Origin of the sequence: Bradyrhizobium diversitatis (assembly GCF_016031635.1) — a bacterium.
Lineage (GTDB): Bacteria > Pseudomonadota > Alphaproteobacteria > Rhizobiales > Xanthobacteraceae > Bradyrhizobium > Bradyrhizobium diversitatis.
Genome location: NZ_JACEGD010000002.1, coordinates 274,478 through 287,714, shown reverse-complemented (window position 1 = coordinate 287,714; position 13,237 = coordinate 274,478). Strand labels below are relative to the sequence as shown.

The 13,237-nt window shown below is 65.8% G+C and carries 12 protein-coding genes; 7 read left to right on the top strand and 5 right to left on the bottom strand.

What is annotated here, in order from left to right; all coding sequences use genetic code 11:
• Positions 1-18: 18 nt before the first annotated feature.
• A complete protein-coding gene (locus H1B27_RS02815; RefSeq protein WP_197964910.1) occupies positions 19-282 on the bottom strand; it encodes a DUF7662 domain-containing protein in 264 nt (87 codons plus the stop codon).
• Positions 283-426: 144 nt separating this feature from the next.
• Here H1B27_RS02815 and H1B27_RS02810 point away from each other — a divergent pair, with 144 nt between their 5' ends.
• Positions 427-1,923: a sensor domain-containing diguanylate cyclase gene (locus tag H1B27_RS02810; RefSeq protein ID WP_197964909.1), complete on the top strand. Its 1,497-nt coding sequence runs from the start codon at positions 427-429 to the stop codon at positions 1,921-1,923.
• A 206-nt stretch (positions 1,924-2,129) separates the two neighbouring features.
• Here H1B27_RS02810 and H1B27_RS02805 read toward each other — a convergent pair whose 3' ends face one another.
• Positions 2,130-3,008, bottom strand: coding sequence for a UTP--glucose-1-phosphate uridylyltransferase (locus H1B27_RS02805; protein ID WP_061880937.1), 879 nt, complete (start codon positions 3,006-3,008; stop codon positions 2,130-2,132).
• 208 nt (positions 3,009-3,216) lie between these two features.
• Here H1B27_RS02805 and H1B27_RS02800 point away from each other — a divergent pair, with 208 nt between their 5' ends.
• Both H1B27_RS02800 and H1B27_RS02795 read left to right on the top strand, forming a co-directional pair.
• Positions 3,217-4,599, top strand: coding sequence for a lytic murein transglycosylase (locus H1B27_RS02800; protein WP_246515149.1), 1,383 nt, complete (start codon positions 3,217-3,219; stop codon positions 4,597-4,599).
• A 169-nt stretch (positions 4,600-4,768) separates the two neighbouring features.
• On the top strand, positions 4,769-6,472 hold the full coding sequence (locus H1B27_RS02795) for an SGNH/GDSL hydrolase family protein (protein ID WP_197964907.1): 1,704 nt from the start codon (positions 4,769-4,771) through the stop codon (positions 6,470-6,472).
• Between the two features lie 78 nt (positions 6,473-6,550).
• Here H1B27_RS02795 and H1B27_RS02790 read toward each other — a convergent pair whose 3' ends face one another.
• Together H1B27_RS02790 and H1B27_RS02785 are read right to left on the bottom strand one after the other, a co-directional pair.
• Positions 6,551-6,919, bottom strand: a complete 369-nt coding sequence (locus tag H1B27_RS02790) for a CsbD family protein (RefSeq protein ID WP_131871924.1) — start codon at positions 6,917-6,919, stop codon at positions 6,551-6,553.
• Between the two features lie 60 nt (positions 6,920-6,979).
• Positions 6,980-7,717, bottom strand: a complete 738-nt coding sequence (locus tag H1B27_RS02785) for an SDR family NAD(P)-dependent oxidoreductase (protein ID WP_197964906.1) — start codon at positions 7,715-7,717, stop codon at positions 6,980-6,982.
• A 96-nt stretch (positions 7,718-7,813) separates the two neighbouring features.
• On the opposite strand from H1B27_RS02785, the gene H1B27_RS02780 reads away from it, so the two are divergent.
• A complete protein-coding gene (locus H1B27_RS02780; protein ID WP_197964905.1) occupies positions 7,814-8,593 on the top strand; it encodes an SDR family NAD(P)-dependent oxidoreductase in 780 nt (259 codons plus the stop codon).
• 98 nt (positions 8,594-8,691) lie between these two features.
• Complete coding sequence (locus tag H1B27_RS02775) at positions 8,692-9,579, top strand: TauD/TfdA dioxygenase family protein (RefSeq protein WP_197964904.1); 888 nt, start codon at positions 8,692-8,694, stop codon at positions 9,577-9,579.
• A 252-nt stretch (positions 9,580-9,831) separates the two neighbouring features.
• Here H1B27_RS02775 and H1B27_RS02770 read toward each other — a convergent pair whose 3' ends face one another.
• The gene (locus tag H1B27_RS02770; protein WP_061880942.1) at positions 9,832-10,476 is read right to left on the bottom strand and encodes a YqgE/AlgH family protein; all 645 of its coding nucleotides are present in this window, start codon (positions 10,474-10,476) and stop codon (positions 9,832-9,834) included.
• A 142-nt stretch (positions 10,477-10,618) separates the two neighbouring features.
• Here H1B27_RS02770 and H1B27_RS02765 point away from each other — a divergent pair, with 142 nt between their 5' ends.
• Entirely contained in the window at positions 10,619-11,458 is an 840-nt protein-coding gene (locus tag H1B27_RS02765) for a protein-disulfide reductase DsbD domain-containing protein (protein WP_197964903.1), read from the top strand.
• Positions 11,459-11,768: 310 nt separating this feature from the next.
• The gene (locus tag H1B27_RS02760; RefSeq protein ID WP_197964948.1) at positions 11,769-13,136 is read left to right on the top strand and encodes a flippase; all 1,368 of its coding nucleotides are present in this window, start codon (positions 11,769-11,771) and stop codon (positions 13,134-13,136) included.
• Positions 13,137-13,237: the final 101 nt, after the last annotated feature.

Here is a 13,237-nt window from a genome sequence, read left to right as displayed (position 1 = left end):
GAGCGCGCCTCATCGACATCAGCGCCGTCGCTCACCCTTCTGCTTCCTGAACCGCACGCTCGCACCATCAGGCATCCGTGTCGCTACGAACCCCGCGGCGAGGCAGGCTTCGCGTTGCGGCATCTGGATGTCGGGGCTGCGCAGGCTGTCCCACCAGGAGGCACGATGGGCCGCGCGCGGCAGCGCGGCGCCGATGATCTCCTCGATCTGCTCGAAGCTCAGCACGAACTCCTCCTGCTTCTGCCGCATCAGATAGTCGCGCAACGCGTCGTAGTCGTTCACAAGCGTCCTCTCGTCCGAAGTCCCGTCCGATCTGCCTAAAACCGTTCGATCCATAAACCGATTCTTAACTCATTGCGGTAGCGCCGTCCTGCCTTAAACACTACGCAAGCTTTCGGGCGCATCCACTAGTATCGGGAGCGACCGATGCCCTTTGGATGGCGCGAAATCACGGCCCGGCGGCCATGGCGGATTTCGGCGAAGCTGCTGATCATCTCGTCCGTGGTGACGGTGATCGGCTTCTCGGCCGTCTGCGTCAACGTCATGCTGGACATGCGCCGCGGCGAGGAGGCGCTCGCCCGCCAGACGCTGGAGAACCTCGCAACCTCCATCGAGTCCGACATCGGCCGCAACATCGAGATCTACGACCTGTCGCTGAAGGCGGTCGCCGGCAACATGCTGCTGCCCGAACTCGCGACGGTCTCCAAGACGATCCGCCACCTGATCCTGTTCGACCACGCGACGACGGCCCGGCATTTCGGCGCCATCCAGGTGTTCGATGCCGAGGGCCGGCTGATCATCGACGCTTCCACGCTCGATCCCCTCGTCGAGAACCGGAGCCAGGAGGACTATTTCACGGTCCACCGCGACAATCCCGGAGCCGGGCTCTTCATCAGCCGCCCGATGCTGTTCCGCGGCGCCTATTCCATCGTGCTGAGCCGCCGCATCAGCGATACCGACGGCGGCTTCCTCGGCGTCGTCGCCGGCTCGATCCGCTTCAGCTATTTCCACGAATTGTTCGAGCGGCTGAACCTGGACCCTGAAGACACCATCACCGTGCTCAGGCGCGACCGCACCATCATCATGCGGCGGCCGTTCGATCTCGACATCATCGGCACGAACCTGAACGACCGCCGGAGCTGGAAGGCCGACAATCTCCCGGCCGGTGCCTCCTATTCCGGACAGGGCCCGGTCGATCCGACGCCGCGGCTCTATGTCCGCAGCGGCGACAGCGGACCGCTGTTCGTGGTGGCGGGCAAGCCCCTGGCCGCAGTGTTCGCACTCTGGCAGAGGGAGGCGTTCCGCATCGGCGCCGTGGTGCTGGCACTCGCGCTGTTCGTGCTGGGATCGACGCTCGTGCTCGCGCGCGAGATCGGGCGGCGCGCCGAGGCCGAACGCAAGCTCGAGGAGATGGCGACGACGGATGCGCTCACGGGGCTGAGGAACCGCCGCAAGTTCGATTCCGTCATCGACGTCGAATGGCGGCGCGCCATGCGCCAGAAGGCTCCGATCGCGCTCCTGATGATCGATGCCGATCATTTCAAGGCCTACAACGACACGTTTGGCCATCAGGCCGGCGACCAGGTGCTGGTCGGCATCGCCATCTGCATTTCGGATTCCGTGAGCCGCGCCGGCGACTGCGCCGCGCGCTATGGCGGCGAGGAATTCGCCGTATTGCTGCCGAACACCTCGGCCGACGACGCCTTCAAGGTCGCCGAGAAGATCCGCCTCAAGGTGCAGGGCTGGTCCGACGATCAAACGGCCTCGACGGTCTCCTGCGGCATCGCCAGCCTCGTGCCCGCGGCCGGCATGGACTGGCCGGTCCTGGTCGCTGCCGCCGACAAGGCGCTCTATGCCGCGAAGGCCGGTGGGCGCAACCAGTCGGTGGTCGCCAGCATTCCGAAGCTGTCGCGGGTGGCGTGAGGCTTGGTCATCGCCATTACGGCGACGCGCGCCACACCACAGGTGTCGTCCCCGCGAAACGCGGGGACCCATAACCACAGGGAGCGGTTTGGCGAAGACTTGTCGTTCGGTACTCCTACCGAACACACCCGATAGACTCCGCGGTATGGGTCCCTGCGCCCCGTGCGCAATTGCGCACTAGGCAGGGACGACAGCGGAGTTTGTAGCTACTCCTGCCCCAGATACTTCTTCATCTCGGCGATCAGCCCGTCGCGCAGTTCCGGGCGCTTCATGCCGTAGGCGATATTGGCGCGCAGGAAACCGGGCTTGGAGCCGCAATCATGGCGCTCGCCCTCGAACTCGACGCCGTAGAACTTCTGCGACTTGGCGAGCCCGATCATGGCGTCGGTGAGCTGGATCTCGCCGCCGGCGCCGCGCTCCTGCGTTTCCAGGATCTTGAATATCTCCGGCTGGAGGATGTAGCGGCCGGTGATCGAGAGATTGGAGGGCGCCGTGCCCTTGGCCGGCTTCTCGACCATGCCGTCGACCTCGAACATCTTGCCGTTGCGCTTGCCGACGCCGCAGATGCCGTATTGGTGGGTCAGGTGATCGGGGACCGCCTCGACCGCAATCAGATTGGATTGCTCGCCAAGTGAGGATGCCATCTCGATCATCTGCTTCAGGCAGCCGGGCGTGTTGAGCACGAGCTCGTCGGGCAGCACCACGGCAAACGGCTCGTTGCCGACGATGTCGCGCGCGCACCAGACGGCGTGGCCGAGGCCGAGCGGCGCCTGCTGCCGTGTGAAGCTGACGGCGCCGGCTTCCGGCTGGTTCTGCGCCAGGATGTCCTGCTCGGCCTTCTTGCCGCGCGCGGCCAGCGTCGTGTCGAGCTCGAACATGCGGTCGAAATGATCCTCGATGACACTTTTGTTGCGGCCGGTGACGAAGATGAAATGCTCGATGCCGGCTTCCTTCGCCTCGTCATAGACGTACTGGATCAGCGGCTTGTCGACGATGGTCAGCATTTCCTTCGGCATCGCCTTGGTGGCGGGCAGGACGCGGGTGCCGAGGCCGGCGACGGGGAATACAGCTTTGCGAATTCTCATGTGATTGATCGAATACCTGGGGGCACATGTGACGGGAGCAATGGCTTCTTGCTAGCCTGTTTGCAGCCGCCAACAAAGGCGGATGTGGGGCCTCGCCCGGTCAGAGTTAAGAAAAACGCCGTCACCAAAATTTCACCTTTGTTAAGCTATTGGCAACGCTAACCGGGCCTCCTGTGGCGGAATTTTTCAGGCCGACGGGTGGGACATGATGCAAACGATGGCAGGGCTGGTAAAACGGGCGGGATTTCTGACCGGCGCAGCGATGGTTGCTGCCGCTTCGCTGCTGCCGGCCTGCGCACACGCCCAGGCGCAGAACGGCCTGTCCAATCTGTTCGGCGGGATCTTCTCGGGCGCCAGTCCGGCACCTTCGCAAGCGCCGCCCGGCCCCGGCGGCGCTCAACCCTGGAGCGGCGAGGACGGCGCCTCGGGCCATCCGTTGATGACGGCCGCCGCGATCCGCGAAGCCGCCGGCAATTTCAGCAATTGCGTCGCCGCGATGTGGCCCGATGCCGCACGGCGCGGCATCACGCAGGAGAATTTTCAGCGCTTCACCGCAGGCCTTGGCCCCGACCTGCGCATCATGGACCTCATGGACTCGCAGCCGGAGTTCACCAAGTCGATCTGGGACTATCTCGACATCCTGGTGAACGACAACCGCCTCGCCAAGGGCCGCGAAATTCTCGCCAAGTACAAGGCGCAGTTCGACGCCACCGAAAGAGCCACCGGCGTCGACCGCTACATCATCGCCTCGATCTGGGGCATCGAGTCCAATTACTCGACGCAGATGGGCGACCGCAGCGTGCTGCAATCGACCGCGACTCTCGCCTGCATCGGCCGCCGCCAGGCCTATTTCAAGGACGAGTTCCTCTCCGCGCTGGAGATCCTCAACCGCGGCGATCTCAGGCCTGAGCAGCTGCGCGGCTCCTGGGCCGGCGCCTTCGGCCCGACCCAGTTCATGCCGACCGCCTTCAAGCGCTTCGCGGTCGATGGCGACGGCGACGGCAGGCGCGACGTCGTCGACAATCCCACCGACCTGATCGCCTCGACCGCCAACAACCTGAAGAAGGACGGCTGGCAGTCCGGCCAGACCTGGGGCTACGAGGTCGCGGTGCCGCAAGGCTTCAACTACATGCTGGCCGACCGCGCCAAGGCGATGACGATCGCGCAATGGGAGAAGCTTGGGCTGAAGCGGGCGACGGGGCAGCCTTTCCCGCACCCGGCGGAGAAAGCCTATCTGCTGGCACCGGCCGGCGCGCAGGGACCGGGCTTCCTGATGCTGCAGAACTACCGCGTCATCATGAAGTACAACCCGGCCGAGGCCTATGCACTGGCAATCGGCCATTTCGCCGATCGCCTGCGCGGGGGGCAGCCCTTCGTGCAGCCCTGGCCGCGCCAGGAGCGGGAGCTGGCGCGCACCGAGCGGCTGGAACTGCAGCAGCTGCTGGCCCAGCGCGGCTTCTACAAGGGCACCCCGGACGGCCAGTTCGGCGGCCAGACACGGGAAGCCCTGCGCCACTTCCAGGCCTCGATCGGGGTCCCCGCCGACGGATTTGCCTCATCGGACGTGCTGGACCGGCTGCGCGGGCGGTAAAATCGCGCTAAAAGTAACCCTGAGGCGGGATTTCGACAGGCAGCCTTGACGCCGGCCGCCGTTCCCCGGCCTATGGAGAGGAATCTGCAAAGAGAATCTGCCCGTTTGCGGCCTGATTCCGTTATTATATTGAGCTGCCTCCAATCCCCTCGCGCGCGCCCGAGATCGCATGTCGAAGAAGTCCCTGTTCAAGGTGCTGACCGAGACCGGCCCGTTGATCGCGCTGGGGACGGCGCTTGCGATCCTGGTCTCGGTCGCAGGACCTGCCTCGGCGCAGTTCTTCAACTTCCCCGGTTTCGGCGGCCCGCCGCAGCGCGCGGCCCCGCCACCGCGCGGCGGCGGAGGAGGCGGCGGATGGTTCGGCGGCGACTTCTTCGCACCGTACCCGCCGCCGCAGCAGCAGGCGCCGCGTCAAGATTTTTCGCGCGCGCCGGCGCCGGCGAAACGCGACACCATCCCTGAGAAGAACGTGCTGGTGATCGGCGATGCCATGGCCGACTGGCTCGCCTACGGCCTGGAAGACGCCTACAGCGAGCAGCCCGACATGGGCGTGATCCGCAAGCACAAGACCACGTCGGGCCTCATCAAGTATCAGCCGAGGGGTGAGCCCGCGGACTGGGCGGCGGCGGCCAGGGGCATTCTCGAGACCGAGAAGCCCGACGTGATCGTCGTCATGCTCGGCCTCAACGACCGCTCCGCGATCCGCGAGCCCGTCGCCGACAAGGCGGCCACGGAGAAAGACAAGGACAAGAAGAACGACAAAGGGGCGCGCGCCAAGCCGCCAGCAAAGCCGGGCGAGGCCAAGCCCGGCGACACTGCCGCCGCCGCCAAGCCGGACGACAAGCCTGCCGATGCCGATCTGCCGCAGGACGATGCCGACAATGCCGATACGCCCGCGGCGGCGCCGGAGAAGACCGCGCGCAACCCGAACGGCCTCTACGAATTCCGCGACGACCGCTGGGTCGAGCTCTACGGCAAGAAGATCGAGGAGCTCGCCAACATCCTCAAGGCCAAGGGCGTGCCGGTGCTCTGGGTCGGCCTGCCCGCTATTCGCGGAACGAAGGGCACCGCGGACACGCTGTTCCTGGATTCGCTGTACCGCGAGGGCGCGGCCAAGGCCGGCATCACTTATGTCGACGTGTGGGACGGCTTCGTCGACGAGGCCGGCCGCTTCCTCCAGAAGGGCCCGGACTTCGAAGGCCAGATCCGTCAGCTCCGCAGCTCCGACGGCGTCTATTTCACCAAGGCCGGCGCGCGCAAGCTCGCGCATTATGTCGAGCGCGAGATCACGCGCCTGCTCGCGGCACGCTCCGGCCCGATCGCGCTGCCGAGCGAGCCTGCCACCCCCGATACCAGCGCCGAGCCGGGCAAGCCCGCGCCGCGGCCGCTGGCGGGGCCGATTGTGCCGCTGGTTGCAGCCTCGATTTCGACCGATCAATTGCTGGGCGGGCCGGGCACGCGTCCCGCCGCCGTCGATGCGCTCGCAGCCAAGACCATGGTGAAGGGTGAGCCGCTCGCGGCACCGGCCGGCCGCGCCGACGATTATGCCTGGCCGCGCCGGGAAGTCGGCCGTGAGCAGGCCAAGGGCGATACGCCGATGGCCACAACGACGCCCGAGGGCGGCACGGCTCAGGCGGCGCCAGGAGCGGCCGCGGTGATCGCGCCGCCGAAGCTCGCGCCGAAGAAGCCGCAGGTCCCGCCGCAGCAGCCGGCACAGGCGACGCCGGCTGGCCGGGATTTCTTCGGCTTCGGCTTCGGCTCTCCGCAGCCGCGCCAATGGACGCCGGCTCCAGGGCCGCGCAATCCGAATTCCAATCCAGGGATTCCGCGCCCGCCTGCCAATGTCGGGCGCTCGGCGGAGATGTTCCGGTAATCTGCCTTGTGCTGATTGAGATGTCATTCCGGGGCGCACGCAGCGCGAGCCCCGGAACGAGGTGGTATTGGCTCGGCTCTAGTAGCGCCAACGCGGCGGCGGGCGGCGCGCGGGTCGCGACATCAGGAGCGCGAGCGCGAAGCCGATGCCGCCGGCGACCAGCAGCGCGCCGAGCGGGTTGTCCTGCACCTTCTGCGCGATCGCCTTCGAGCCGTCGCGGAAGGTCTCGCCGCTGTTCTCGTAGGCGTCCTTGGCATAGCCCGCAGCGGTGTCCGTGGCATCGCGCACCGCATCCTTGGCCTGGCCGTAGAGATTCTGCACCGTGCCTGCAGCTTCCCGCGCCTTGCCCGACGCCTGCGTCTTCGCATCGCCTGCGATGTCTCCGATCGCGCCTTCCGCGCGTCCGGCATATTCCTTGGCCGATCCGACAATCCGATCCGTATCCATGTTGCTCCTCCTCAGGGGTCAACCCAAGTAACCGATCAAGAGCAGTGCAGTTCCACGGGATCAGAGAATGAGACCGCCATCGACGACCAGCGTCTGGCCGATGATGTAGGACGACAGCGGCGAGGCCAGGAACAGCGCCGCGCCGGCCATGTCGGCCGGCGTGCCCAATCGCCGCAGCGGGATGCGCGCGAGCGCGCCTTCGAGCCGCTTCGGATTGTCGGTCGTCACCTTCGTCATCTTGGTGTCGACGAGCCCCGGCGCGATGCCGTTGACGCGGATGCCGTCCTCGGCCCAGGCTTCGCCCAGCGTCCGCGTCAATCCGACCGCGCCGGTCTTCGACGCATTGTAGGCGGGATTGCCCATGGTGGAATGATAGGCCGCGGTCGAGGACACGATGATCAGCGAGCCCCTGGAATCCCGCAACATGGAATGGAAGCGCGTCGCGCAGGCCATCAGGCTCATCAGGTTGACCTCGACCACCTTGCGAAAGCCGGCCATCTCGAACTCGCCGCGGCGATAGAGCACCGCGCCCTGCGCGAGCACGAGCACGTCGAGCCTGTCGAAGGACGGCTTGAACGCCTCGATCGCTCCGGCATTGCCGACGTCGAGCTGGGCATAAGCGAGCCCCGTGAGATCGGAGCCTTCCTCGATGGAATATTCCCCAGGCCGAGCACGCGTGCCGCAAACCGCGACATGTGCGCCTCTCGCGCGAAAAGCCTGCGCGATGCCGTTGCCGATGCCGCTGGAACCGCCGACCACCAGCACCTGCTTGCCCGAGAAATCGAGTTCGTTCGCCATCGCGGCCTCCCCTTTGTCTTGCTTGTTTGACCTGTCTGCGGATCGATGCCAGCCTTGTCAATCACAACAAGAACAAGCACGGCGCGAGGAAACAGCATGTCCGACTCCAGGGAGCTCAGCCGGTCCGTCAAGGGCCTCACGGTTCTCGTCACCGGCGCGGCCAGCGGCATGGGACGCGCGACGGCGCGCGTGTTCGCCACCGACGGGGCGAACGTGGCCGTCACGGATTTCGACGAGCAGGGCGCGCATGGTGTCGCCAGGGAGATTGCGGCGAGCGGCGGTTCAGCAAGGGCGTGGAAGCTCGATGTCGCCGACGGCGGCGAGATCAAGCGCGTGGTCGGCGATGTCGCCGCGCATTTCGGGGCAATCGACATCGTCGTCAACAATGCCGGCATCTCCGTGCGTGTTGCGATCGACGACGAGGCCTATGAGGACGCCTGGGCCCGGGGCATCGCCGTGATGCTGACGGCGCATCCGCGCATCATCCGCGCTGCGCTGCCGCACTTGCGCAAGTCGAAGAGCCCGCGCATCGTCAACATCGCCTCGACCGAAGCGCTCGGGGCCACCGCATTGCACAGCCCGTATTCGGCAGCCAAGGGTGGCGTTGCCAGCCTCACCCGCTCGCTGGCGGTGGAGCTCGGCCGCGAGGGCATCACCGTCAACTGCATCTGCCCCGGGCCGATCCGCACCGCCATCACCGACCGCATCTCCGAGGAGCACAAGACCATCTACGCCAAGCGCCGAACCGCACTCGGCCGCTACGGCGATCCTGAAGAGGTCGCGCATATGACGCTGAGCCTGTGCCTGCCGGCGGCATCGTTCCTCACCGGCGCGGTGATCCCGGTCGATGGCGGGCTGATGGCCCGCAACGCGTGAGAGCCATGCGCTCGAAGCGTTGACAACGACTGACGCGGGAGTAGCTTTTTCGTCAACAGAGCGGGAACAACCGCTCGCGACCCGCGGGAGAGAACGTCATGACGATCGCCATCCGGCAGCTTCAGAAGCATTTTGTCGGCGAGGTTTCCGGCCTCGACTTGCGAAAGCCTCTCACACCGGATGAAGCGCGCCAGGTCGAGGCGGCCATGGACAAATATGCGGTCCTGGTTTTCCACGACCAGGACATCACTGACGAGCAGCAGATGGCTTTCGCGCTGAATTTCGGCCAGCGCGAGGATGCGCGGGGCGGCACCGTGACCAAGGAGAAGGACTACCGGCTGCAATCCGGCCTGAACGACGTCTCCAATCTCGGCAAGGACGGCAAGCCGCTGGCGAAGGACAGCCGCGCGCATCTGTTCAATCTCGGCAACTGCCTCTGGCACTCCGACAGCTCGTTCCGTCCCATCCCGGCAAAATTCTCGCTTTTGTCGGCGCGCGTCGTGAACCCGAAGGGCGGCAACACCGAATTCGCCGACATGCGCGCGGCCTATGACGCACTCGACGACGAGACCAAGGCGGAGATCGAGGACCTCGTCTGCGAGCACTCGCTGATGTATTCGCGGGGATCGCTCGGCTTCACCGAGTACACCGACGAGGAGAAGGAGATGTTCAAGCCGGTGCTGCAACGGCTGGTGCGGACCCATCCCGTCCATCGCCGCAAGTCGCTGTATCTCTCATCGCATGCCGGCAAGGTCGTCGGCATGAGCGTGCCGGAGGGCCGGCTGCTGCTGCGCGACCTGAACGAGCATGCGACGCAGCCGGAATTCGTCTATGTCCACAAATGGAAGCTGCATGACCTCGTGATGTGGGACAACCGCCAGACCATGCACCGCGTCCGCCGCTACGACCAGTCGCAGCCCCGCGACATGCGCAGGGCCACGGTGGCGGGGACCGAGCCGACGGTGCAGCAGCAGGCGGCGGAGTAGGCGTTCACCGCTGTCGTCCCGGACAAGCGCAGCTCTTGGCAACGCGTAGCGTTGTCGAGAGCGGAGCGCAGATCCGGGATCCATAACCACAGGGAGTGGTTTGGCGAAGACTAGTGGTTGAGAGCTCGCGCCACACTCCTCCCTGGGGTATGGGTCCCGGATCTGCGCGCGCTTGGGGCGCGCTTGTCCGGGACGACACCGGAGGATGATGATGCAGGACAGCCGAGCATGTCGCAGTAGGGACTACACCAGCTACGCGTGCCCTGCCTCGTTCGAGAGCATGCCGGGATCGATGCCGATCTTCTGCAATGCGCGGTTGTACTTGTCGTCGACGTCGTCGCCGAAGATCAGATCCGCATCCGCATCGCAATGCAGCCAGCCGTTGCTCTGAATCTCCGTCTCGAGCTGTCCCGGCGCCCAGCCGGCATAGCCGAGCGCGAGGATGGCATGCTTGGGGCCGGAGCCGTTGGCGATCGCGCGCAGGATATCGACGGTCGCGGTGAGGCAGACGCCATCATCGATCCGCAGCGTCGCATTCTCGATGTAGAAGTCGCTGGAATGCAGCACGAAGCCGCGGCCGGTGTCGACCGGTCCGCCCCGCAGCACCTTCATGCTTTCGGCATTCTCCGGCAGCTTGATGTGCTCGCCTTTCCTGATGATGCCGAGCTGCTGCAGCAGCTCGGGGAAGTCGATGCTGCCGGCGGGGTGGTTCACGATGATGCCCATCGCTCCCTCGGCCGAATGGGCGCAGAGGTAGATCACCGACCGCTCGAACCGGGAATCGCCCATCACGGGCATCGCAATCAGGAGCCGGCCGTCGAGATAACCGGCCGAATTGGGCAGTGCGGGGCCCGAGCTGCGGGTGCTTTCGCCCGTCCTCTTGCCTGTGGGAGCCATCGGTGAAGCACTCCGGTTTCAATTCCTATCCTGATGTCGGGCCGGTCCGCTGTCAAATCAAGCCTTGCGGTGACCCGGTTCAAGTGCATCCATCACAAGCAATTCAATGGTTTGCCCTGGGCCGACCCTGTAAAGACGTGCCATGCTCACAAGAGTTCCCCTGCGTGCGGCGATTGGCGTCGCGACAACCCTGCTTGCGTCGTCGTTGGCCATCGTAGCACGTGCCGATGACGCTTCGCCGTGGCAGCGCGACGGACATTCCGCGGTGCGGCTGGTGGCGGGATCGCGCAGCGGCGCGGTCTTGCTAGGCGGTATCGCGTTCCAGCTCCAGCCCGGCTGGAAGACCTACTGGCGCACCCCCGGCGATTCCGGCGTTCCACCGCGGTTCGACTTCTCGAAGTCCGAGAATGTCGAGGCGGTGACGATCATGTGGCCGGCGCCGCTGAAATTCGACGACGGCGCGGGCGGCCATTCGATCGGCTACCACAACCAGATCGTGCTGCCCTTGCGCATCGTCGCCAAGGCGGCCGACAAGCCCGTGACCTTGCGCGCCGAGATCAATTACGCGGTGTGCGAGAAGCTCTGCATTCCGGTCGAGGCCAGCGCCGAGCTCGGCTTCAACAGCGTCGCCTCGACCGAGGATGCGAACTTGCGTGCCGCGCTCGACACCGTGCCCAAGCCCGCCAATATCGGCGACCCCAATCCGCTCACCATCCGCGACGTCAAGCGTGACGGGCCCAAGAACGTGGTGGTCGACGTGGTGACGCCGGACGGCCGCAACGTCAATCTGTTCGTGGAAGGGCCGACGCCCGATTGGGCGCTGCCGATTCCCGCACCAGTGCCGCACAGCCCGCCTGGGGTGACGCGGTTTTCTTTCGAGCTCGACGGACTGCCGCCGGGCGCCAAGCCGGATGGTGCGGCGCTGAAGTTCACGCTGGTCGGGCCTGACAAGGCGTACGAGTTCAATACGAATTTGGAGTGAGGCGGAGCTGTCGTTCCGGCCGCCGTCCGGACCGTCAGCGCGACTGAATTGTACTGCTCTCGCCCACGCTCAGCTGTCGTCCCGGACACGCGCGCCGATCCGGGATCCATAGCCACAGGGTGTGGTTTGGCGAAGACTCGGAGTGACCAGCTTGCGCCGCAACTTCTCCTTGGGGTTATGGGTCCCGGATCCGCGCTTCGCTTGTCCGGGACGACACTGAGTATGGGAACCCCACCCAACCGAATCTTAACGAATGGTTGCTAGTCCCCTGGCATGCCGCTGTATGCGGGACGCCTGGGGACTGTTCGACGTGGCCGTGATGGATGCACAACCCGGAACGACCGGACCGGCCGGGCTGATCGCGCGGCTGCGGGCCAAGCTGACGGGCGGATCGACCGAGGCGTCGCTGACGCGGCGGCTCGCCGGCACCATCTTCGTCATCCGTGTGATCAGCGCGGGGCTCGCCTATGTCTCGCAGGTTCTGCTTGCGCGCTGGATGGGCACGTCCGACTACGGCGTCTATGTCTATGTCTGGACCTGGGTGCTGCTGCTCGGCAGCATGATGGATTTCGGCATCTCCGCCTCCGCGCAGAAGATCATTCCGGAGTACCGCGCCAGCGGCGAGCAGGCGCTGCTGCGCGGCTTTCTCTCCGGCAGCCGCTGGCTGACCTTTGCCGTGTCGACGCTGGTCTCGCTCGCCCTAGCCGGCATCGTCAAGCTGCTGTCGCCGTGGATCGATCCGGCCGAGGAACTGCCGCTCTATATCGGCTGCATGACCCTCCCTGCTTTCGTCGTCGCCAATACCCAGGACGGCATCGCGCGCTCGCATGACTGGATGCCGCTCGGCCTGATGCCGCAATTCATCATCCGCCAGGCGCTGATCATCGGCCTCACGGCCGCGGCCTTCCTGCTCGGCTATCATCTCGGCGCGGTCGCCGCGATGGTCGCGAGCGCAGGTGCGGTGTGGATCGCGATGACCGGGCAGATGTTGGTGCTGAACCGCAAGCTCGCCGACCACATCGAGCCGGGGCCGAAGGCCTACGACGTCAAGGGCTGGCTCGCCATCTCACTACCGATCCTGCTGGTCGAGAGCTTCTACCTGCTCCTCTCCTACACCGACGTGCTGGTGCTGCAGCAATTCCGCCCCTCGGACGAGGTCGGGGTCTATTTCGCCGTGGTGAAGACGCTGGCGCTGGTCTCCTTCATCCACTACGCGATGTCGGCCACGACGGCGCATCGCTTTGCGGAATACAATGCGCTCGGCGACAAGGCGCGCCTCTCGGCCTATGTGGCGCATGCCATCAACTGGACGTTCTGGCCGTCGCTGGGTGCGACCATCGTGCTGCTGGCGCTCGGCAAGCCGCTGCTGCGGCTGTTCGGGCCGCAATTCGTGGTCGGCTACGACATCATGTTCGTCGCCGCGATCGGGCTCGTGGTGCGCTCCGCGATCGGCCCGGTGGAGCGGCTGCTCAACATGCTCGGGCAGCAGAAGATCTGCGCGCTGGCCTATGCCCTGGCCTTCGCGATGAACCTCGTGCTCTGCATTGCGCTGGTGCCGCACTATGGCGGCCACGGCGCCGCGGCCGCGACCTCGATCTCGCTCAGCTTCGAAACGGTGCTGTTGTTCTGGATCGTGCGGCAGCGGCTCGGCCTGCATGTGCTGGCGTTCGGCAAATAGGCCGCCGCGGCCTGCGCCGCCGTTGAGGAACGCCTATTGCGTGACGAGCCCTGGGACGAAGCAAAATGTCTGCCCAGTCCCGGCCAGCGGCACAATTTTTC